Origin of the sequence: Virgisporangium ochraceum, assembly GCF_016863655.1 — a bacterium.
Lineage (GTDB): Bacteria > Actinomycetota > Actinomycetes > Mycobacteriales > Micromonosporaceae > Virgisporangium > Virgisporangium ochraceum.
This window is the reverse complement of the sequence record NZ_BOPH01000084.1, coordinates 46,692-67,352: the sequence shown is the minus strand read 5'-3', so window position 1 is coordinate 67,352 and position 20,661 is coordinate 46,692. Positions and strand designations below refer to the sequence as shown.

Below are 20,661 nucleotides of genomic sequence, written 5' to 3'. Positions count from 1 at the left end.
TGCCCATTCTAACGTCGTGCCGGCAACCCGCCATCCAGCGGACGGCTGTCCCGCTCTGGCGCGAGTCCACTGAAACGTGTTCTACTTTTCGCGTGCCGGTCGTGATCGCCGCGGAGCAGGTGGCCCTTCAGGAGTCGATCGGGGCCTGGGCTGCGCGGGCCGCAACCGTGGCGACCGTGCGGGAGCAGGAACCGGGTCAGCCGAACGGGCGTCCCTGGGAGCGCCACTGGGCCGATCTGGTGGGGCTCGGGGTCCTCTCGATCGCGGTACCGGAGCACGCCGGCGGCGCCGGGGGGTCGGCGCTCGACGTCGCCGCCGCGGTGGAGTCGGTCGCCGGTGCACTGGTTCCCGGTCCGGTGATGTCCACTGTGCTCGGTGGGCTCCTGCTCGCCCCGCACGCCGACGTTCCGGCGGTGAAGGACCTGCTGCCGGCGATCGCCTCGGGCGGCGCGTCACTGGCGGTGGTGCTCCCGCCACCCGCACCACCCGGTACGGCTTCCGCCGCCCCCGGCCCCGCGTCCGCGCCGGCCTTTGATAGGCGACGCTCTATCCAGAGCGGTTCTCCGCCCGAATCCCGCACTGGATCGAGCGTCGTCAGTGCGACAACGGCAGTAGCGACGACGACCGCGGAGGGCGGTGCGGTCCGGCTCAGCGGCCGCGTCGGTCCGGTGCTCGACGCGGGCAGCACCACGCATCTGCTGGTGTCGGACGGATCCACGTGGTTCCTGCTCGACGCGTCGCATCCCGGCGTGCGGGTCGAGCCGCGCCCGCCGGTCGACTTCTCCCGGTCGCTCGGCGATGTGCACCTCGACGTCGTGGTCGGTGCGGACAGCGTCGTCCCGCTGGACGGCCACCGGGTCCGCGACACGGCCGCGATGCTCCACGCCGTGGAGGCCGCCGCCGTCGCCGGGTGGTGCCTGCGGACGGCGACGGAGTACGCGAAGGTCCGGCACCAGTTCGGCCGGCCGATCGGCTCGTTCCAGGCGGTCAAGCATCTGTGCGCCGGCATGTTGTGCCGGGCGGAGTCGGCCGCCGCCGCGGCGTGGGACGCGGCGTGCGCCCACGACGAGGATCCCGCGGAGCTCCCGTTGGCGGCCGCGGCCGCGGCGGCCACCGCGCTCGACGCGGCCGTCGACAACGCCAAGGACTGCGTGCAGGTGCTCGGCGGCATCGGGTTCACCTGGGAGCACGACGCGCACCTGTACCTGCGGCGGGCACTGGCGCTCCGGCAGCTGCTCGGCGGGAGCACGGTGTGGCGGCAGCGCGCCGCCGACCTCGTGCTCGCCGGCCAGCGCCGGGCGGCCGGCCGGGCGCACGCGGTCCCGGACAAGCACGCGGTCGCGGAAAAGGCCGACGACGAACCGGAACCGCCGAACCGGGCCATCGCCGGATGGGCCGTGCCGACGATCGAGCGGTTCGGTACCGACGCGCAGCGCGAGCGGTTCGTGGAGCCGTCGCGGCGCGGCGACATCGTGTGGTGCCAGCTGTTCAGCGAGCCCGAGGCCGGGTCCGACCTGGCGGGCCTGCGGACGCGGGCCGTGCGCGTCGACGGCGGCTGGCGGCTGACCGGGCAGAAGGTGTGGACGTCGCTCGCCGGGCAGGCCGACTGGGCGATCTGCCTGGCGCGTACCGACTTCGCGGCGCCGAAGCACAAGGGCCTCACCTACTTCCTCGTGGCGATGCGGGATCCGGACATCGACATCCGTCCCCTGCGCGAGATCACGGGGCGGTCGTTCTTCAACGAGGTGTTCCTCGACGACGTGTTCGTGCCCGACGACTGCGTGGTCGGCGACCCCGGCGACGGCTGGCGGCTGGCGCGATCGACGCTCGCGCACGAGCGGGTGGCGATGGGTCGCGGGTCGGCGCTCGGCGAGGACGTGGAGGCGCTCATCGGGCTCGTCGACGACCCCGGTCCCGTCGAGCTCGACCGCCTCGGCGCGCTCGTCGCGAGCGGGCTCGCGGTGTCGCGGCTCGACCTGCGCTCGTCATTGCGCCGCCGCGACGGCGACATCGACGCCGCCGGCTCGGCGGTCGCGAAGCTCGTCGGGGTCGCGCACCGTCAGGCGGTCGCGGAGGCCGCGTTGGTGTCGTTGGGACCCGACGGAGCGGCCGCCGACGGCGACGCGACCGATCCGGTGTACCAGTTCCTGCTGACCCGGTGCCTGAGCATCGCCGGTGGCACCACCCAGATCCTGTCGACCGTCGCGGCGGAGCGGGTGCTGGGCCTGCCGCGGGAGGAGCGCTGAATGCGGTTCACACCCGACGAGCGGCAGCAGGCGGTCGCCGACCTCGCCGCCGAGGTGCTCGACAGCACGAGCGCCGACTCGCCCGACCGGGCCTGGAAGGCGCTCGGCCAGGCCGGCCTGCTGTCGATCGCGGTGCCCCAACGGCTCGGCGGCGACGGGCTCGGCATGGTCGAGGTGTCCGTGCTGCTGGCCGAGATCGGGCGGCGGGCGGTGCCGTTGCCGGCGCTGGCCACGCTGGCGTTCGGCGTGCTGCCGGTCGCGCGGTGGGGGAGCGCGTCGCTGCAGGACGACGTGCTGTCGGGTATCGCGTCGGGGTCCGTGCTCACGGCCGCGGTCCGCGCGCGGGCCGTGTGTGACGGGAACCGCGTCGACGGGACGGCCGTGGGCGTGCCCTACGCCGAGCAGGCGCACCGGATGCTCGTTCCCGTCGGCCTGGCCGGTGGCGGATCCGCCGTCGCCGTGGTCGACCCGGGCCGGGCGTCGCTCACCCGGACGCCGGCGGCGGGCGCGATGCCGGAGTACACGGTGTCCTTCGTGGACACTCCGGTGGTCGGAACGCTCGACGCCGGCGCGACGCCCGACGGGTACGCGGTCGCGGGCACCTGCGCGCTCGGCGCGGGGGCGCTCGCCGGCGCGCTGGCGCTGACCGCGGCGCACGTCGGGTCGCGGGAACAGTTCGGGCGGCCGCTGGCCGCGTTCCAGGCCGTGGCGCAGCAGATCGCCGACGTGTACGTGGCGGCGCGCACCGTACGGTTGGCCGCGCTCGCGGCGTGCTGGGGGCTCGCCAACGACGCGGCCGACAGCCGCGACGTCGACGTCGCCGCCTACTGGTTCGCCGCCGAGGCGCCCGGCGCGGTGCGGACGTGCCACCACCTCCACGGCGGCCTCGGCCTCGACGTCACGTACCCGTTGCACCGGTACTCGTCGATGGTCCGGGACCTCGTCCGGTCGCTCGGCGGCGGCGAGTACAGGTTGGAGCGGCTGTGTTCATCGACCTGACCGACGGGCAGCGCGCCCTGCAGGCGGAGCTGCGCGCGTACTTCACCGGTCTGCTGTCCGACGAGGAGCGACGGGTCATGCTGCGCGAGCGGCACGGCGAGGTCTACCGCGACGTGGTGCGGCGGATGGGCCGTGACGGCTGGCTCGGCGTCGGCTGGCCGGTCGAGTACGGCGGCCGCGGCCTCGGCCAGGTCGAGCAGCAGATCTTCGTCAACGAGGCGGCCCGCGCCGACGTGCCGCTGCCGGCGGTGACGCTGCAGACCGTCGGACCGACGCTGCAGGCCCACGGCACCCCGGAGCAGAAGGAGTTCTTCCTGCCCCGCATCCTCGCCGGCGAGGTGCACTTCGCGATCGGGTACACCGAGCCGGGCGCCGGCACCGACCTCGCCGCGCTGCGCACCGCCGCCGTGCGACAGGGTGACGGGTACATAGTGGACGGTCAGAAGACGTTCACGACCGGCGCGCACGACGCCGACTACGTGTGGCTGGCCTGCCGCACCGACCCGGAGGCGCCGAAGCACAAGGGCATCTCGATCCTCATCGTCGACACCACCGACCCTGGCTACTCGTGGACGCCGATCATCACGTGTGACGGCGCGCACCACGTCAACGCGACGTACTACAGCGGCGTGCGGGTGCCGGTCGGCATGCGGGTCGGTGCCGAGAACGCGGGCTGGCGGCTGGTCACCACGCAGCTCAACCACGAGCGGGTGATGCTCGGCCCGGCCGGCCGGATCGCCGTGCTGTACGACCGGGTGCACGCCTGGGCCGCAAACAGCGACCTGCTCGGCGAGCCCGACATGCGCAGGGCGCTCGCGCGGACGTACGCGTGCCTGCGCGTCAACGAGCTGCTGAACTGGCAGGTGGCCGCGACCGACACCGTCGAGATCGCCGACGCGTCGGCGACGAAGGTCTTCGGCTCGGAACGCCTGCAGCGGCTGGGCCAGGAGCTGTCGGACGTCGTCGGCCGGCACGGCGACCCGGCCGACCCGGTGACCGCCGACCTGGCGACGTGGCTCGACGTCCAGGTGAAGCGCAACCTGGTGCTGACGTTCGGCGGCGGCGTCAACGAGGTCCTGCGCGAGCTGATCGCGACGTCCGGCCTCGGCCTGCCGAGGGTGCCCCGATGACGGAGGTGTCTACTGTGGACATCGAGGAGGCGGCGCGTCGGATCGCCGCGACCGGCGACAGCGCGCCGAGGGTCGCCCGCGACCCGGTGAACCTGCCGATGATCCACCACTGGCTCGACGCGATGGGCGACACCAACCCGGTGTACGAGCGCGACGGGCTCGCCCCGCCCGCGATGATCCAGGTGTGGACGATGCCGGGGCTGCGCCGGCCCACCGGGGTGACCGACCCGTTCGCGGAGATGCTGGCCGCGCTCGACGACGCCGGCTACACGTCGATCGTCGCGACCAACAGCGAGCAGTCCTACCACCGGTACCTGCGCCAGGGCGAGGTGATCGAGGTCCGCACCCGGCTGAGCGACGTCGTCGGCCCCAAGCGGACCGCGTTGGGCGAGGGCTACTTCGTCACCACCGAGAGCACCTGGTACTCCGGTACCGAAGCGGTCGGGACGATGCTGTTCCGGGTCCTGAAGTTCCGGCCGTCCGGGCAGGCGCCGGTCGCGAAACCGGCCGGCGACGTGATCCGGCCGGTCGTCAGCCGCGACACGAAGTTCTTCTGGGACGGCACGGCCCTCAACGAGCTGCGGATCCAGCGTTGCCGGGCGTGTGGCGAGCTGCGGCACCCGCCCGGCCCGGCCTGCCCCACGTGCGGCGCGCTGGAACCCGGCTACGTGGTGGCCGCCGGAACCGGGGAGATCTACAGCTACGTGGTGCACCGGCATCCGCCGGTTCCGGGGCGGGAGCTGCCGATCGTCGTCGCGTTGGTGGCGTTGACCGAAGGGGTGCGCATGGTCGGTGAGGTCCGCGGCGTCGAGCCCGACGAGGTCCGGATCGGCGCGCCGGTGCGGGTGGAGTTCGTGAAGGTCGACGACGACCTCACCTTGCCGGCGTGGCGGCTGGCATGACGAGCCTGCCGCCGCTCGTCCTCGACATCAGCCCGACGTTCATCATCAGCACCGCGCTCGCGACCCGGGACTACCAGGACGTGCACCACGACCGCGACAAGGCCGTCCAGCGCGGTTCGAAGGACATCTTCCTCAACATCCTCACCACCACCGGCCTGGTGCAGCGGTACGTCACCGACTGGGCCGGCCCGGACGCGCGGATCCTCGGCATCGCGATCCGGCTCGGCGTGCCCTGCTACGCCTACGAGACGCTGACGCTCACCGGCTCGGTGGTGTCCGAAGAGGACGGTGTGACGGTGGTCGAGGTGGTCGGCAGCAACAGCCTGGGCAACCACGTGACCGGCACCGTCCGCGTCGGGAGGGCGTCGTGATCGGGGGACGGGCCGCGGTCGTCGGCATCGGGGCGACCGAGTTCTCCAAGGACTCCGGCCGCAGCGAGCTCCGGCTGGCCGTCGAAGCGGTGAAGGCGGCCCTGGCCGACGCCGGACTCGAACCGTCCGATGTGGACGGCATGGTGACATTCACCATGGACAGCAACGCCCAGGTGGCCGTCGCCCGCGAGCTCGGCGTCGGCGATCTGCGGTTCTTCAGCCACATCGGCTACGGCGGCGGGGCGGCGTGCGCCACCGTGCAGCAGGCCGTGCTCGCGGTCGCCGGCGGAGTGGCCGACGTCGTGGTCTGCTACCGCGCGCTCAACGAGCGCTCCGGCCACCGGTTCGGGCAGGTGTCGCGGCTCGCCGCCAGCGCGCCGACCACGTCGGGAGTCGACAACAGCTGGCATTACCCGATGGGGCTGGGAACCCCGGCCGCGACCGTCGCGATGGTCGCCCGCCGGTACCAGCACGGGTACGGCGCGACGAGCGCCGACTTCGGCCGCGTGAGCGTGATCGCCCGCAGGCACGCGGCGACCAACCCGCACGCGTGGTTCTACCAGCGGCCGATCACCATCGACGACCACCAGGCGTCGCGGTGGATCGCGGAACCGTTGCGGCTGCTGGACTGCTGCCAGGAGAGCGACGGCGCGGTGGCGCTCGTGGTGACCAGCGTCGAACGCGCCGCCGACCTGCGGCAGGAACCGGCGGTGGTGCGCGCCGCCGCACAGGGCAGCGGCGCCGACCAGTTCATCATGAACAGCTACTACCGCGACGAGCTGACCGGTCTGCCGGAGATGGGCGTCGTCGGCCGCGAGCTGTGGCGCCAGTCGGGGTTCAGGCCCGCCGACATCCGCACCGCCGTGCTGTACGACCATTTCACGCCGTACGTGCTGATGCAGCTGGAGGAGCTGGGGTTCTGCGGACCGGGCGAGGCGCGGCACTTCCTCGCCGACGACCCGCTGCCGCTGAACACCCACGGCGGACAGCTCGGCGAGGCCTACATCCACGGCATGAACGGCATCGCCGAGGCGGTGCGGCAGGTGCGCGGCACCGCGGTGAACCAGGTCGACGGCGACGGACCCGTGCTCGTGACCGCCGGCACCGGCGTCCCCACGAGCGGGCTGCTGTTGAGCGGGTAGCGCCTCAGCCGGCCGTGACCTCGACGGTCGCGAGGTCGAGCGCCGCAACGTATCCGAACGTCATCGCGGGCCCGATCGTCGCGCCCGCACCGGCGTAGCTGTGCCCCATCACCGCCGCGCTCGCGTTGCCGGCCGCGTACAGCCCGGGGATCGGGATGCCGTCGGCGCGCAGCACCCGCGCGCGTTCGTCGGTGCGCAGCCCGCCCTTGGTACCCAGATCGCCGGGCACGATCCGCACCGCGTAGAACGGCGGATTCACGAGCGCGCCGAGGCACGGGTTCGGGCGGTTGCGCGGGTCACCGTAGTAGCGGTCGTAGGCCGAGTCACCCTTGGCGAAGTCCTCGTCGTGGCCGGTCTCCGCGTACCGGTTGAACCGCGTCACCGTCTCGGTCAGGGCCGTCGCCGGCAGCCGGGTCTTCCCGGCAAGACCTTCGAGAGATGACGCGCGCTGGAGGATTCCGGATTCGTACCAGCTTCGCGGCAACGCCTGGCGTGGAGACTTGCCGGCGAACAGGTACCGGTCGCGGTAACGCTGGTCGAAGACGAGCCACGACGGCACGTGCGGCACCTCGTCGGAGTGGTTGTCGTACATGGCGTGCACGACGTCGACGTACGGGGCCGCCTCGTTGACGTAGCGCCGGCCGGCGCCGTTGACCAGCACGCAGCCGGGCAGGCTCCGCTCGGCCAGCAGGAAGAACGGCCCGCGGGGCAACGGAACCGACGGGCCCCACCAGGCGTCGTCCATCAGGTCGAGCGCGGCACCGACGTCCTCGCCGGCGGTGATGCCGTCGCCGACGTTGCCGGGCGCACCGACCGTCCACTCCGTACCGATCGGCGCCCTCTGGTACTTCCGGCGCATCGCCCCGTTGTGCTCGAACCCGCCGGTGGCGAGCAGCACCCCGCGCCGGGCCCTGATGACGCGCCCGTCGACGCGGATGCCGACCACCCGGTCGCCGTCGAGTTCGAGGCCGCTCATCGGGGTGCCCAACCAGACCGGGACGCCCGCGTCGGCGAGACCGGCGCGCAGCCCGGCCGCGAGCGCCTGACCGAGGCCGAGAGTGCGCCGCCGCAACGCCTTCGACCGGAGCAGCCGGCCGGCGACGCGCACGCTGGCGATCGCGGCCCGCGGGTGGCGCATGCCGAGGCTCAGCCAGCGGTAGTCGCGGGCGGTGACGGTCACCTTGCTCTGCACCGCGAGGTACGGCGGTGCGAGATGGCGCAGCTCGGCGCCGAGCACGCGCGCGTCGAGCGGCCGGGGTTCGATGGAGCGGCCGGCGGGGAGGCCGCCGGGCGCCTCGGGGTAGTAGTCGGCGTATCCGGGCACCCACGCGAAACGCACCGGTGAGTGGGCGAGCACGAACGAGAGCATCGCGGGACCGTGCGACAGGAACGCGCGCTGCCTCGCGGTGGGCACGTCGGAGCCGACCACGTGGGCGAGGTACGTCTCGGCCTCCTCGGCGCTGTCGGTGACGCCGGCCCTACGCAGCACCTCGTTGCCGGGGATCCACACGCCGCCGCCGGAGCGGGCGGTCGAGCCGCCGAACGTGTCGGCCTTCTCGACCACCACGACGCTGAGCCCGTGGTGCGCGGCGGTGAGGGCGGCTGTCATGCCGGCGGCACCGCTCCCCACCACGACGACATCGAAGTCGCTCTCGTTCTCCCTCACTAGAACAGGTTATAGTTTTCCGGGTGCCGCTATCAATGGATGGAGGGCACGTGGACAAGGACCTGAGCGAACGTACGGATGTTGCCGACGTCACCGCGGATGTCATCGTCGTCGGGTTCGGCGCCGCGGGTGCCTGCACCGCCATCGAGGCCCGCGAGGCGGGCGCCGACGTGCTCGTGCTCGACCGGTTCGCCGGCGGTGGCGCGAGCGCGATGTCGGGCGGCGTGGTCTATGCCGGCGGCGGAACGGCGGTCCAGGAGGCGGCCGGGGTTCACGACACCCCGGAGGCGATGCGCGACTACCTCCGGCAGGAGGTCGGCGACGCCGTGTCGGAGGAGACGCTGCGCCGGTTCAGCGCCGGCAGCGTCGACATGATCGCGTGGCTGGCCGAGCGTGGCGTGCCGTTCGAGCCGAGCCTGTGCCCGTACAAGACCTCGTACCCCACGAACCGCCACTACCTGTACGCCTCGGGCAGCGAACTGTCCTTCCGTGACGTCGCCCCGCCGGCCGCCCGCGGGCACCGCACCCGGGGCCACGGCACGTCCGGGAAGCTGTTCTACGCGCGGCTCGCGGCCGCCGCCCGGGAGCGCGGGGTGCGGGTGCTCACGCAGACGAGCGCGGTGCGGGTGCTCACCGACGGCACCGGCCGCGTGACCGGGGTGGAGGCCAGCACGTTGCGCGACGCGCCGGCGTGGGCCCGCCTGGCGCACCGCGTGCTGCACCGGTACTCGGTGAAGCCGGGCCTGTACGTGCCGGCCCTCGGCCGCCTGCTGCACAAGCGGGTCGCGTCGATCGAGCGCCGCTACGCCCGTCCCATCAGGGTTTCCGCCACCCGGGGAGTGGTGCTCGCGGCCGGCGGGTTCGTGTTCAACCGCGCGATGCTGCGCGAGCACGCGCCGCTGTACCGGGGTGGCCTGCCGCTGGGAACGCCGGGCGACGACGGCAGCGGCATCCGGCTCGGCGTCGACGCCGGCGCCGCGACGGCCCGGCTCGACCGGCTGACGATCTGGCGGTTCATCACGCCGCCGGCGGCGCTGCTGCACGGCGTGCTGGTCGACCGGGCGGGGCGGCGGATCTGCGACGAGTCCCGCTACGGCGCGACGATCGGCGACGCCGTGCTGCACAGCGACGGCGCGAAGGCGTGGCTGCTGGTCGACAGCACCGTCCTGGCCGAGGCGCGGCGGCAGATCCGCGCACAGACCCTGTGGTTCCAACGGCTGCAGGCGTGGTCACTGCTGTCGGTCGACCGGGTGAGCGCGCCGACGCTGAGCGCGGTCGCCGCGAAGGTCGGCGTCGACGCCGACGCGCTCGCGCTCACCGTGAAGGCGTACAACGGGGCGGCGGCTGCCGGTGAGCCCGACCCGGCGGGCAAGGCGCCGGAGTTCGTGCGGGCGCTGGAACACCCGCCGTACTCGCTCATCGACTGCTCCATCCGCAACCGGATGGCCCAGCCGGCGCCGATGCTCACCCTCGGTGGGCTGATGGTCGACGAGGAGACCGGGCAGGTGCGTCGCGCCGACGGCACCGTGATCCGCGGGCTCTACGCCGCCGGGCGCAACGCGGTGGGCGTGTGCTCGAACTCCTACGTCAGCGGGCTGTCGCTCGCCGACTGCGTGTTCTCCGGCCGCCGGGCCGGGCGTCAGCTGGGAGCCCCGGATGCTCACGGACACTGAACTGTCCACAGTGGCCGACCGGCTGTGGGCCGCCGAGCGCGACCGCACGCCGGTCCGGCCCATCACCGACGAATACCCGAAGCTCGACGCGGCCGACGCGTACCGCATCCAGCTCCACAACATCCGCCGCCGGACCGGACCCGTGGTCGGCCACAAGGTGGGGCTGTCGTCGCTGGCGATGCAGCAGATGATGGGCGTCGACGAGCCCGACTACGGGCACCTGCTGGCCGACATGCGGGTGGACGAACGCGTTCCGGTCGAGGCGGCGCGGTACTGCTACCCGCGCGTCGAGGTCGAGGTGGGGTTCGTCCTCGGCCGCGACCTGCCCGGCGACGGCTGCACCGAGGAGGACGTCCTGAAAGCCACCGAGGCGTTCGCGCCGGCGATCGAGCTCATCGACAGCCGGATCGTCGACTGGCGGATCCGCCTCGCCGACACCATCGCCGACAACGCGTCGTCGGCCGGGTTCGTGCTCGGCGCCGCGCGCGTCCCACCGTCCGCTGTGGACGTCCGCGCGATCGACGCCGTGCTGCGGCGCGGCGACGAGGAGGTGGCGCGCGGCCGGTCCGACGCGGTGCTCGGGCATCCGGCCACCGCGGTCGCGTGGCTGGCCCGCACGGTGGCCCGGTTCGGGGTGCGGCTGCGCGCCGGCCACGTGATCCTGCCGGGCGCGTGCGCCCGTGCGGTCGACGCGCGGCCCGGCGACGCGTTCACCGCGTCGTTCACCGGTCTGGGCGACGTGTCCATCAGCTTCGTGTGAGGGGTGCTCATGGTGACGGCGGCGATCGTCGGGTCGGGGAACATCGGCACCGACCTGCTGCACAAGCTGCTGCGCTCGGAGGTGGTCGAGCCGCGGTGGATGGTGGGCATCGACCCGGCGAGCCCGGGCCTGCGCCGCGCCGCCGACCTGGGGCTGGCGACCACAGTGGACGGTGTCGACTGGCTGCTGGCCCAGGATCCGCTGCCCGACCTCGTGTTCGAGGCGACGTCGGCGTCGGTGCACCGCGCGAACGCGCCGCGCTACGCGGAGGCGGGCATCCGGACCGTCGACCTCACCCCGGCGGCCGTCGGCCCGGCGGTGGTGCCGTTCGTCAACCTCCACGAGCATCTCGGAGCGCCGAACGTCAACCTCATCACGTGCGGCGGGCAGGCGACGATCCCGATGGTGTACGCGGTGTCGCGGGTGACACCGGTGAGCTACGCCGAGATCGTCGCGTCGGTGGCCTCGCGCTCGGCCGGGCCCGGCACGCGCGCGAACATCGACGAGTTCACCCGCACCACCGCCCGCGGCATCGAGGACCTCGGCGGCGCCGGCCGCGGCAAGGCGATCATCGTGCTGAACCCGGCCGACCCGCCGATGGCCATGCGCGACACTGTCTTCTGCGCCGTCGACCCCGGCGCCGACACCGACGCGATCGCGGCCTCGGTGGTCGGCATGGCCGCCGACGTCGCCCGGTACGTGCCCGGGTACCGGCTGACGAGCGAGCCGCAGTTCGACATCGTCGGCGACCGCCTGCGGGTCGGCATCTTCGTGGAGGTGACCGGCGCCGGCGACTTCCTGCCGAGCTTCGCCGGCAACCTCGACATCATGACCGCTGCCGCCACCCGGGTAGGCGAGGATCTGGCCCGCGCCCTCTAGGAGACTCCCATGCTTCCCCGCCGCTTCTCCGCCGACCTCGACGTGCGCATCACCGACTCGTCGCTGCGCGACGGCTCGCACGCCAAGCGCCACCAGTTCACCGCCGCCGAGGTCGGGGCCGTCGTCGCGGCGCTCGACGCCGCCGGGGTCCCGGTGATCGAGGTGACCCACGGAGACGGCCTCGGCGGCTCCTCGTTCACCTACGGGTTCAGCCACACGCCCGAACAGGAGCTCATCAAGGTCGCCGTGGCGACCGCACGCGCGTCCAGGATCGCCTTCCTCATGCTGCCCGGTGTGGGTGTGAAGGACGACATCCTCGCCGCCGCCGACAACGGCGCCGCGGTGTGCCGCATCGCCACCCACTGCACCGAGGCCGACATCTCCGTGCAGCACTTCGGCCTCGCCCGCGAACGCGGCCTGGAGACCGTGGGGTTCCTCATGATGGCGCACTCGTCGCCGCCGGAGGCGTTGGCGAAGCAGGCGCGTGTCATGGCCGACGCCGGCTGCCAGTGCGTCTACGTGGTCGACTCCGCGGGCGCGCTGGTGCTCGACGAGGTCGGCGACCGGGTCGCGGCGCTCGTCGCGGAGCTCGGCGACGACGCGCAGGTCGGCTTCCACGGCCACGAGAACCTCGGCCTCGGCGTCGCCAACTCGGTGCTGGCCGCCCGCGCCGGCGCGACGCAGATCGACGGCAGCACCCGGCGGTTCGGCGCCGGCGCCGGCAACACGCCGGTGGAGGCGTTCGTCGGCGTGTGCGACAAGCTCGGCATCCGCACGGGGGTCGACTTCTTCGCGATCGTCGACGCCGCGGAGGACGTGGTGCGCCCGACCATGCCCGACGAGTGCCTCCTCGACCGGATGGCGCTCATCATGGGCTACGCGGGCGTGTACTCCAGCTTCCTCAAGCACGCGTACACGGTCGCCGAGCGGTACAAGGTGTCGGGCGCGGAGATCCTCGTGCGGGCCGGGCAGCGGCGGCTCGTCGGCGGCCAGGAGGACCAGCTGATCGACATCGCGCTCGAGCTCACTCGGGAGAGTAGGTGACGGTCACGGTGCCGGTGACCGGGAGCGCCTGGCACGCCAGCGTGTAGCCGTCGGCGAAGTCCTCCTCCTCGAGCACCTCGTTGTTCACCAGCTCGACCTCGCCGTCGAGGATGCGGCACGCGCACGCGCCGCAGATGCCCTGCCGGCACGAGTACGGCGGGTTGAGGCCGGCGTCGATGATGACGTCGAGCAGCCGCTTCTTCGCCGGCCACGGCAGCGTGTGGGTCTGCCCGTCGATGGTGACCTCGGCGGTGTGGTCCGTACCCCCGGCGGCCTCCACGGGGGCCACCGGCTCGAACGGGTTCTCCAGCAACGACGAGAAGCGCTCCACGTGGATCCTCCGGCCGGGTACGGACAGGTCGGACAGCGCCGCGCGGGCCACGGTCAGGAACGCCTCCGGGCCGCAGATGTACACGTCGCGGTCGGCGTACAGGCGCAGCACGGGACCCAGGCCGGCGGCCGTGGGCGGGCCCTGCGCCGCGTCGAACCAGTGCACCACCCGCAGCCGGTCGGGGTGGCGGGTCTCGAGGCGCTGCAGCTCGTCCCGGAAGATCACCGACCCGGCGTCGCGGTTGGCGTACACGAGCGCGAGGTGACCGGTGCCGCCCGCGAGGGCCGCCTTGAGGATCGACATGACGGGCGTGATGCCGCTGCCGCCGGCGAGCAGGAGCAGGTCACCGTCCACTGTGGAGGGAGTGAACAGGCCAGCGGGCGGCAGCACGTCGAGGACGGCGCCGGGGGTGAGGGTGTCGCAGATCCAGTTCGACGCGTGCCCGTCGACGACCCGCTTCACGGTGATCTTCAGGTGCTCGTCGATGCCGGGCGTGCTCGACAGCGAGTAGCACCGGGCCACCGAGCCGCCGTCGGCGTGCGGCACCCGGACCGTGAGGAACTGCCCGGGCCGGTAGGCGAACGCGCCCTCCAGCTCCGGCGGCACGGCCAGCACCAGCGACACGGCGTCGGCGGTCTCCACGACGACGTCCTTGACCGGCACGCTGTGGTACGGCTGGCGGGCGCTCATGCGATCGCTCCGCTTCGCTCCGCGAGCCATTCGCAACGCCCTGAGTTGATGATTCGCTCGCGAGGCTCGCTCATGCGCTGCTCGCGGCCTTCGCCTCCAGGCGTCCTTCGCGCACCGCCCGCTCGATGGTCTCGCGCAGGGTCGTGCAGCCGTCGACCAGCGCCGTGGTCTCGCCGAGGGCGACGCGGGTGGCGAACTCCGCGCACTCGCGCACCGCCCGCGTGCTCCACTGGATGCTGGTGTGCTGCGGGCTGGTCTTCTTCACCCGCACCAGCGCCCCGCAGCCGTGGCAGGCCAGCTGCCGCAGCCCGTCCTCCAGATACAGCCGCTGGTCGGCGAGCGTCTCCGGTCTGCTCATGACTGCCTCTTCATGACTGTTCTGCCGCGGCCCGCTTGCGGGCGAGGTTCTCGGCGACCTCGACCTCCCACGCCTCGATGGCGCGGCTGGTGTCGACCTCGAACTCGTAGCGGGCCACCATGTCCTCGGTGATGTCGTCGACGTCGACGTAGAACTGGTCGTACCAGCGGCGGAGCTGGTACACGGGGCCGTCCTCGGCGCACAGGAGCGGGTTGTCGATGCGGCTCTTGTGCTTCCAGATCTCCACGTCCTGCAGGAAGCCGACGCCGATGCCCTTGGCCATCTTGCGCGCTACCTTGTCGGCCGTCTCGGCGTCGAGGCCGGGCAGCGTCTTGACGATGATGCCCCACTGCAGCACGAACGACGTCGGTGTCACCGGGTAGTGGCAGTTGATGAGGACGGACTCGACGGTCATGCCGTGGTAGTCGTGCCACAAATAGTCGATCATGTATGACGGCCCGAAGTACGACGCGTCGGAGCGTAGCGTGATGTCGGTGCTCGCGGTGTAGGCCGACGCGCCGACCATGTCGGGACGCGCGCGGGTCTCCAGGTACTGCGACGCGATGTGCCCTTCGAGCACGTTCTTGAACCGGGTCGGGAACGCGAAGTGGATGTAGAAGAAGTGCGCCATGTCGACGACGTTGTCGACGACCTCGCGGCAGTTGGCGCCCTCGATGCGCACCGAGTCCCAGGTCCAGTCGCTCCACTCGCCGGAGAACGCGCCGTCGATGCGCGGGATGACGACGTCGGCCGGCGGCGGCGCGCCCTGCGGGTCGTTCCAGACGAACAGCTGCCGGTTCTCCTCCAGCGTGCGCCATGACCGCGTGCGGGCCCGTGGCGGGACGCGGTGCGCGTACGGCACCTGCGCGCAGCGCCCGTCGCCGCCCCAGCGCCAGTCGTGGAACGGGCAGGCGACCTGGTCGCCCTTGACGGTGCCCATGCTCAGGTCGCCGCCCATGTGGCGGCAGAACGCGTCGAGCACGTGCAGGTCGCCCTTCGAGTCGGCGAAGACGACCAGCTTGGTGCCGAACGCCTCGACCGCGTGCGGCCCCCCGGTGCGGTAGGTGTCGGCGAGGCCGAGGCAGTGCCAGCCGCGGGCGTACCGCGTCGGTGGCGCACCCTGGTCGATCGTCCGCACGGTGTCCCGGTCGCTCATGAGACCCCTCCCGCTCAACTAGAACGTGTTCTACTATAGGCGTCGACGCAGGCGTCGTGGAAGGACATCCGATGAACTCACCAGATGCGGTGATCGCAGGGGTTCGTGAGCTGCTTCCTGTGCTCCGCGAGCGCGCGCAGGAGACCGAGGACCGGCGGGCCCTGTCGGCGGAGACCGTGAAGTCGTTGGCGGAGACGGGGTTCTTCCGGCTGCTGCAGCCCGCCAGGTACGGCGGGTTCGAGGCCGATCCCATGTACTTCTACACGGCCGTGCGCCTCATCGCGGGCGCCTGCGGCTCCACCGGCTGGGTGGCGTCGGTGGTCGGCGTGCACCCGTGGCAGCTCGGGCTGTTCCCCGACCACGCGCAGCAGGACGTGTGGGGCGCCGACGGGGAGACGCGCATGTCCTCGTCGTACGCGCCGACCGGCAAGGTGCGCGCCGTCGAGGGCGGCTACCGCCTCAGTGGACGGTGGAGCTTCTCGTCCGGCTGCGACCACGCCACCTGGGTGCTGCTCGGCGGCATCGTCATGGGCGACGACGGCCAGCCGCCCGACTTCCGCACGTTCCTGGTGCCGATCGGCGACTACGTGATCGAGGACGTCTGGAACACGATCGGGCTCCGGGGAACCGGCAGCAACGACATCGTGATCGAGGACGCGTTCGTGCCCGCGTACCGGTCGCTCAGCTTCTCCGACACGGCGAAGTGCGTGTGCCCGGGGCAGGAGCTGAACACCGGTCCGCTGTACCGGATCCCGTACGGCTCGATCTTCTCCTACGCGATCACCACCCCGATCATCGGCATGGCCGAGGGCGCGTACGAGGCGCACGTCGACTACCAGCGCAAGCGTGTGCGCGCCGCCTACGCCGGAACGAAGGCGGTGGAGGACCCGTTCTCGCAGGTGAAGGTCGCCGAGGCCGCGATCGAGCTCGACGCGGCGTGGCGCGCGCTGGAGGGCAACATGCGCGAGCTGATGGGGCACGTCACCGCCGGCGAGAAGATCCCGATGCGGCTGCGGCTGCGCATCCGGCGCGACCAGGTGCACGGCACCGCGCAGGCGATCGACGCCGTCGACCGGCTGTTCGAGAACTCCGGCGGACGCGCGCTCGCGGTCGGCACGCCGATCCAGCGGTTCTGGCGCGACGCGCACGCGGGCCGCGTGCACGCGATCAACGACGCCGAGCGGGCGCTGGTGATGTTCGGCCGCGGCGAGTTCGGGCTGTCGGTCGCCGACGCGATGGTGTGAGGAGATTCGCATGACGACCGTGTTCGAAGCGACCAGCCGCACCGTGCCGTACGGCGAGGGGCAGGTGCACTTCCACGAGGCGGGCGACTCCGGCGACCCGCCCCTGGTGCTGCTGCACGGCGGCGGGCCGGGCGCGTCTGCGTGGAGCAACTTCGGCCGCAACGTGCCCGTGTTCGCCGAGCGGTTCCGCACCCTCGCGATCGACCAGCCGGGGTACGGCCGGTCGGCCGTCGGCCCGGTCACGAGCCACTACTTCACGTTCGCGGCCGACGCGGTGGTCGCGGTGCTCGACTCGCTCGGCATCGAGAAGGCGGACCTGATCGGGAACTCGCTCGGCGGGGGAACGGCGGTGCGGCTCGCGTTGCGCCATCCCGACCGCGCCGGCCGCCTGGTGCTGATGGGGCCGGGCGGCCTCAGCCTCAACGTGTTCGCGGCCGACCCGACCGAGGGCACCAGGCGCCTCATGGAGTTCGGCGCGCCGCCCGGCCCGAGCCGCGAGAAGCTCGCCGCGTTCCTGAAGACCCTCGTCTTCGACCAGAGGCTCATCACCGAGGAACTGATCGAGGAGCGCTACGCCTACGCCAGCGACCCCGCCGCGCTCAAGGCGATGGCGGCGATGGGCGCCACGTTCAGGGACCCGAAGACGTTCGAAGACGGGATGCTGTGGCGCGAGGCGCACCGGCTGCGCAACGAGGTGCTGCTGATCTGGGGCCGCGAGGACCGGGTCAACCCGCTCGACGGCGCGCTCGTCGCGCTCAAGCTCATCCGCAAGGCCCGGCTGCACGTGTTCGGCGGCTGCGGGCACTGGGCGCAGCTCGAGAAGTTCGACGATTTCAACCGTCTGGCGATCAGCTTCTTGGGAGGGGACCGGGGATGATCCGTTCGTTGGGGTACCTGCGTGTCGAGGCGACGGACCTCGAAGCGTGGCGCTCGTTCGCCGTCAAGGTGCTCGGCATGGTGCTGGGACGCGGGCCCGATCCCGACGCGCTGTACCTGCGCATGGACGACTTCCCCGCCCGGCTCGTGATCGTCCCGGGGGAGCGGGACTGCCTGCTCGTCTGCGGGTACGAGGTGTCCGACTCGGCGTCGCTCGCCCGGATCGGGAAGACGTTGGAGGACGCGGGCGTCGCCACGAAGCAGGCCAGCGCGGAGGAGCTCGCCGAGCGCCGGGTGGCCGAACTGATCCGCGTCGACGACCCGTTCGGCAACACGCTGGAGCTGTTCACCGGCGCCGCGCTCGACGACCGGCCGGCGGTGAGCCACTACGGCAACCGGTTCGTCACCGGCGACGGCGGCCTCGGCCACGTGGTGCTGTCGGCCGATGACGACGCGGCCGGGCTGGCCTTCTACGGCGGGCTGCTCGGATTCCAACTGCGCGACACGATGCGCCTGCCGCCCGAGCTGTTCGGCCGGCCGGCCGAGGACGGTCCACTGTGGATGCGGTTCATGGGACCCGGCGTGCGGCACCACAGCGTCGCGTTCGCGCCGATCCCGGCACCGACCGGCATCGTGCACGTGATGCTCGAGGTCGACGACATCGACGACGTCGGGCGGGCGCTCGACCGGTGCCAGCGGAACAAGGCGCCGCTCGTGTCGACGCTCGGTCGGCACGCCAACGACAACATGATCTCGTTCTACCTGCGCACGCCGAGCGGGTTCGACATCGAATACGGCACCGGCGGACTGCTGGTCGACTCCGCGACCTGGGTGTCACGCGAGACCACCGCACACACGGTGTGGGGACACAAGTTCCTGCGCGGCCCCGCGCACTGAGATGCTGAAGCACAGCGTGGTCGACCCCCTGCGGTTCCGCCGCCTGTTCGGTCACTTCTGCACCGGCGTCACCGTGGTGACCACAGTGGACACCACCGGCGATACAGCCCTGCCCGTGGGCTTCGCCTGCCAGGCGTTCGCGGCGCTGTCGCTCGACCCGCCGCTGGTGCTGTTCTGCCCCGGCAACGCCTCGGCGACGGGGCACAGCATCGAGCGGGCCGGCCACTTCTGCGTCAACGTGCTGGCCGAGGACCAGCGTGACCTGTCGCGTACGTTCGGCACGCGGGGCGGCGACAAGTTCGCCGGGGTCGGGTGGACGCCGTGCCCATCCGGTGCGCCGGTGCTCGACGGGGTGCTGGCGTGGGCAGCCTGCCGGGTCGAGGCGGTGCACGACGCGGGCGACCACCGCGTGGTCATCGGGCTGGTGACCGACCTCGGCCCGGTGCGTGACGCGCGCCCCCTGCTGTTCTACAAGGGCCGCTACACCGCGACCGCGGCCCTGTCGCCCCACGATCCGCCCGAGGTCGCAGACACGCTGCTCGCGTGGCCCCGCCACACCGACTGGATCTGACCAGGGCCCCGCCCCGCTCCTCGCGATCTTGGACACTTATGCATCGAAATCGATGTAGAAGTGTCCAAGATCGCCCATGGCGGTCAGGGGGTCAGGGGGTGTCGGGGGGTGGGGGAGTGGAGCGGCGGCCGCCGTGCTGTCCGTGGGACTGGGGCACGGGAGGCGCCCTCACGCCCGTCACCACAACGCTTTCCGCGGAAGACGAACGACGCAGCCGCCGGCGGAGCGCGCCCACGACGGGGAACAGCGCCGACGCGGGACGCGTGGGGATGCGGTCGGCCGGGCGGAAGTGGCCGGCGAGCCACACGATCGCCACGAAAATCAGGAACTCGCCGTACCAGAGGAGGTAGAAGCCGGAGTCAGGTGTCTCGCGCACCGAGGGCAGCAGGTGCGTGAGGTTGCCCAGATGCAGGCGCTCGGTGAGGCCCTCGAGCACGGGGTCCTTTCCGACGCCGGCGCTCGTGGCGAAGCGGGCCACCGTGTAGTAGTCGCCGGTGACCGAGACCAGGAAGCCGCCCAGCGCGGCGAGCGCGGCCACCGTGACGGCGATCCATGAGTGCAGCCGTTGCAGCACCACCGCCACGTAGTACGCGAACAGCGGCGTCAGGACGACGAGCAGCCGGCCCGGTGGGCTCCAGCCGGCCCACCACGTCTTGAACGTCGACACGGTGAGCACGTACACCACCACGGTTCCCAGGATCACGACATGGCTGGGCAGGACGCGACGCCGGAACGCCAGCACCATTCCCGGCACCGCCACCGCGAGAAGCGGAAAGTGGCTCAGCAACCCGTACTGGCGGTCGAACAACAGCCCCGCTAGCCCGGTGTACGGCGGGATCTGGAACAGCCCGTCGCCGTAGGCGGAGTTGCCCGGCGCCGGGCTCAGCGTGTCGTAGCTGATGAAGTTGAACAGCTCCAGCGCCAGCACGAGCACCGCCATCGGCACGACGGCCGGAAGGTAGGCGCGCCACGACCGGTGGTCGGCGCGCGCGACCAGCAGCACACCGAGGATCACGGTGAACACGATGAACCTGCCGTGGATCCACGGCAGGTAGCCGAGCCCCGCCGACGCGACGGCGACCCTGGCCCACGACGGCTCCGGGTGCAGCACCACCCGCACCGCGAACACGACAAGCAACGCGCCGAGTGGCTCGATGAACTGCATCGAGGAGTACATGTAGAGCGGGGTGCCGACGATGAACAGCGCCGTGACGACCCCCGCGTACGCCTTCACGATGCCGAGTTCGCGCAGCAACCAGTACATGTTGATGACGTTGAGCACCGAGGCGAGCACGATGACCGCCGCCGCACCGGCCCGGCCCCACCAGTCGAACGGCAGCGCCCACACCAGCGGACCGCCGAAGTTGTGCAGCGGCACCATGGCGCCGTCGGCGTTGCGGAAGACGTGCTTGTCGATGTTCTCCGGGTAGAAGTCCCAGTAGTCCCGGTTCTCGTACGCCTGGGTGAGGTCGAACGTGTGGTACTTGCTCAAGGCGATGCTCATGATGAGGTAGTGGGGCTCGTCGCCCCACGGCTTCTCGTTGAGCCGCAGCCGGGTGGCGAAGGTGAACAGGGCCGTGGCCAGGGTCACCAGCACGGCGAGGAGACGCCGGTCGCTGAAGGGGAACCGCAGCTCGGGTTCCGCGTTGCCGTGCGTGGTGGACAAGCTCCGTCCCTTGTTCGTGGTACCGACCCAGCAGTCTGCCACGCGGCCGCACTCCCGGTT

At 72.1% G+C, this 20,661-nt stretch carries 19 protein-coding genes; 14 read left to right on the top strand and 5 right to left on the bottom strand.

Annotated features, from left to right (window positions below; translation table 11 throughout):
- The first annotated feature begins 92 nt into the window (after positions 1–92).
- The 6 genes from Voc01_RS29810 to Voc01_RS29785 are packed head-to-tail and all read left to right on the top strand — an operon-like array spanning position 93 to position 6,790.
- Positions 93–2,246 carry an acyl-CoA dehydrogenase family protein gene (locus tag Voc01_RS29810; protein WP_203930915.1) on the top strand — a complete coding sequence of 718 codons (2,154 nt, stop codon included), beginning with the start codon at positions 93–95 and terminating at the stop codon, positions 2,244–2,246.
- Positions 2,247–3,245 (top strand): acyl-CoA dehydrogenase family protein, encoded by a 999-nt coding sequence (locus Voc01_RS29805; RefSeq protein ID WP_203930914.1) that lies wholly within the window; start codon positions 2,247–2,249, stop codon positions 3,243–3,245. It abuts the gene before it with no gap.
- The gene (locus tag Voc01_RS29800; protein WP_203930913.1) at positions 3,230–4,375 is read left to right on the top strand and encodes an acyl-CoA dehydrogenase family protein; all 1,146 of its coding nucleotides are present in this window, start codon (positions 3,230–3,232) and stop codon (positions 4,373–4,375) included. The genes Voc01_RS29805 and Voc01_RS29800 overlap by 16 nt, the downstream gene beginning before the upstream one ends.
- On the top strand, positions 4,372–5,277 hold the full coding sequence (locus Voc01_RS29795; protein WP_203930912.1) for a bifunctional MaoC family dehydratase N-terminal/OB-fold nucleic acid binding domain-containing protein: 906 nt from the start codon (positions 4,372–4,374) through the stop codon (positions 5,275–5,277). The genes Voc01_RS29800 and Voc01_RS29795 overlap by 4 nt, the downstream gene beginning before the upstream one ends.
- Complete coding sequence (locus tag Voc01_RS29790; protein ID WP_203930960.1) at positions 5,274–5,648, top strand: MaoC family dehydratase; 375 nt, start codon at positions 5,274–5,276, stop codon at positions 5,646–5,648. The genes Voc01_RS29795 and Voc01_RS29790 overlap by 4 nt, the downstream gene beginning before the upstream one ends.
- Positions 5,645–6,790: a lipid-transfer protein gene (locus Voc01_RS29785; protein WP_203930911.1), complete on the top strand. Its 1,146-nt coding sequence runs from the start codon at positions 5,645–5,647 to the stop codon at positions 6,788–6,790. Before Voc01_RS29790 ends, Voc01_RS29785 begins: the two co-directional genes overlap by 4 nt.
- A 4-nt stretch (positions 6,791–6,794) precedes the next feature.
- On the opposite strand, the gene kstD is transcribed toward Voc01_RS29785, so the two are convergent.
- On the bottom strand, positions 6,795–8,456 hold the full coding sequence (gene kstD, locus Voc01_RS29780) for a 3-oxosteroid 1-dehydrogenase (RefSeq protein ID WP_203930910.1): 1,662 nt from the start codon (positions 8,454–8,456) through the stop codon (positions 6,795–6,797).
- Positions 8,457–8,506: 50 nt separating this feature from the next.
- Between kstD and Voc01_RS29775 the strand changes: the two genes are divergently transcribed.
- The 4 genes from Voc01_RS29775 to dmpG are packed head-to-tail and all read left to right on the top strand — an operon-like array spanning position 8,507 to position 12,812.
- On the top strand, positions 8,507–10,129 hold the full coding sequence (locus Voc01_RS29775; RefSeq protein WP_239160572.1) for an FAD-binding protein: 1,623 nt from the start codon (positions 8,507–8,509) through the stop codon (positions 10,127–10,129).
- Positions 10,113–10,889: a 2-keto-4-pentenoate hydratase gene (locus Voc01_RS29770; protein WP_203930909.1), complete on the top strand. Its 777-nt coding sequence runs from the start codon at positions 10,113–10,115 to the stop codon at positions 10,887–10,889. Before Voc01_RS29775 ends, Voc01_RS29770 begins: the two co-directional genes overlap by 17 nt.
- Before the next feature lie 9 nt (positions 10,890–10,898).
- Positions 10,899–11,768, top strand: a complete 870-nt coding sequence (locus Voc01_RS29765) for an acetaldehyde dehydrogenase (acetylating) (protein ID WP_203930908.1) — start codon at positions 10,899–10,901, stop codon at positions 11,766–11,768.
- A 9-nt stretch (positions 11,769–11,777) separates the two neighbouring features.
- Positions 11,778–12,812, top strand: coding sequence for a 4-hydroxy-2-oxovalerate aldolase (gene dmpG / locus Voc01_RS29760; RefSeq protein WP_203930907.1), 1,035 nt, complete (start codon positions 11,778–11,780; stop codon positions 12,810–12,812).
- Here dmpG and Voc01_RS29755 read toward each other — a convergent pair.
- From Voc01_RS29755 to Voc01_RS29745, 3 genes are all read right to left on the bottom strand, one after another.
- Complete coding sequence (locus Voc01_RS29755) at positions 12,793–13,833, bottom strand: ferredoxin--NADP reductase (RefSeq protein WP_203930906.1); 1,041 nt, start codon at positions 13,831–13,833, stop codon at positions 12,793–12,795. The two genes, dmpG and Voc01_RS29755, sit on opposite strands and share 20 nt — an antisense overlap.
- 70 nt (positions 13,834–13,903) lie before the next feature.
- On the bottom strand, positions 13,904–14,191 hold the full coding sequence (locus Voc01_RS29750; RefSeq protein ID WP_239160571.1) for a hypothetical protein: 288 nt from the start codon (positions 14,189–14,191) through the stop codon (positions 13,904–13,906).
- Positions 14,192–14,201: 10 nt separating this feature from the next.
- Positions 14,202–15,347 carry a 3-ketosteroid-9-alpha-monooxygenase, oxygenase component gene (locus tag Voc01_RS29745; RefSeq protein WP_203930905.1) on the bottom strand — a complete coding sequence of 382 codons (1,146 nt, stop codon included), beginning with the start codon at positions 15,345–15,347 and terminating at the stop codon, positions 14,202–14,204.
- Positions 15,348–15,418: 71 nt separating this feature from the next.
- On the opposite strand from Voc01_RS29745, the gene hsaA reads away from it, so the two are divergent.
- From hsaA to hsaB, 4 genes are read left to right on the top strand one after another with little or no spacing between them, the layout of a single operon-like run.
- Positions 15,419–16,591: a 3-hydroxy-9,10-secoandrosta-1,3,5(10)-triene-9,17-dione monooxygenase oxygenase subunit gene (hsaA, locus tag Voc01_RS29740; RefSeq protein WP_203930904.1), complete on the top strand. Its 1,173-nt coding sequence runs from the start codon at positions 15,419–15,421 to the stop codon at positions 16,589–16,591.
- 10 nt (positions 16,592–16,601) lie between these two features.
- Positions 16,602–17,468 carry a 4,5:9,10-diseco-3-hydroxy-5,9,17-trioxoandrosta-1(10),2-diene-4-oate hydrolase gene (gene hsaD / locus Voc01_RS29735; RefSeq protein ID WP_203930903.1) on the top strand — a complete coding sequence of 289 codons (867 nt, stop codon included), beginning with the start codon at positions 16,602–16,604 and terminating at the stop codon, positions 17,466–17,468.
- Positions 17,465–18,364 (top strand): iron-dependent extradiol dioxygenase HsaC, encoded by a 900-nt coding sequence (gene hsaC / locus Voc01_RS29730; protein WP_203930902.1) that lies wholly within the window; start codon positions 17,465–17,467, stop codon positions 18,362–18,364. Before hsaD ends, hsaC begins: the two co-directional genes overlap by 4 nt.
- A 1-nt stretch (position 18,365) precedes the next feature.
- Positions 18,366–18,935, top strand: coding sequence for a 3-hydroxy-9,10-secoandrosta-1,3,5(10)-triene-9,17-dione monooxygenase reductase subunit (hsaB, locus tag Voc01_RS29725; RefSeq protein WP_203930901.1), 570 nt, complete (start codon positions 18,366–18,368; stop codon positions 18,933–18,935).
- A gap of 91 nt (positions 18,936–19,026) precedes the next feature.
- Here hsaB and Voc01_RS29720 read toward each other — a convergent pair whose 3' ends face one another.
- On the bottom strand, positions 19,027–20,601 hold the full coding sequence (locus tag Voc01_RS29720) for a hypothetical protein (RefSeq protein WP_203930900.1): 1,575 nt from the start codon (positions 20,599–20,601) through the stop codon (positions 19,027–19,029).
- Positions 20,602–20,661 lie beyond the last annotated feature (60 nt).

Bases quoted from the DNA above. Each gene is read 5' to 3' on its own strand.
- Voc01_RS29805 (WP_203930914.1), top strand. From the start codon at position 2,247: ATGCGGTTCACACCCGACGAGCGGCAGCAGGCGGTCGCCGACCTCGCC.
- Voc01_RS29795 (WP_203930912.1), top strand. From the start codon at position 4,372: ATGACGGAGGTGTCTACTGTGGACATCGAGGAGGCGGCGCGTCGGATC.
- Voc01_RS29790 (WP_203930960.1), top strand. From the start codon at position 5,274: ATGACGAGCCTGCCGCCGCTCGTCCTCGACATCAGCCCGACGTTCATC.
- Voc01_RS29770 (WP_203930909.1), top strand. From the start codon at position 10,113: ATGCTCACGGACACTGAACTGTCCACAGTGGCCGACCGGCTGTGGGCC.
- Voc01_RS29765 (WP_203930908.1), top strand. From the start codon at position 10,899: ATGGTGACGGCGGCGATCGTCGGGTCGGGGAACATCGGCACCGACCTG.
- dmpG (WP_203930907.1), top strand. From the start codon at position 11,778: ATGCTTCCCCGCCGCTTCTCCGCCGACCTCGACGTGCGCATCACCGAC.
- Voc01_RS29755 (WP_203930906.1), bottom strand. From the start codon at position 13,833: ATGAGCGCCCGCCAGCCGTACCACAGCGTGCCGGTCAAGGACGTCGTC.
- Voc01_RS29750 (WP_239160571.1), bottom strand. From the start codon at position 14,191: ATGAGCAGACCGGAGACGCTCGCCGACCAGCGGCTGTATCTGGAGGAC.
- Voc01_RS29745 (WP_203930905.1), bottom strand. From the start codon at position 15,347: ATGAGCGACCGGGACACCGTGCGGACGATCGACCAGGGTGCGCCACCG.
- hsaA (WP_203930904.1), top strand. From the start codon at position 15,419: ATGAACTCACCAGATGCGGTGATCGCAGGGGTTCGTGAGCTGCTTCCT.
- hsaD (WP_203930903.1), top strand. From the start codon at position 16,602: ATGACGACCGTGTTCGAAGCGACCAGCCGCACCGTGCCGTACGGCGAG.
- hsaC (WP_203930902.1), top strand. From the start codon at position 17,465: ATGATCCGTTCGTTGGGGTACCTGCGTGTCGAGGCGACGGACCTCGAA.
- hsaB (WP_203930901.1), top strand. From the start codon at position 18,366: ATGCTGAAGCACAGCGTGGTCGACCCCCTGCGGTTCCGCCGCCTGTTC.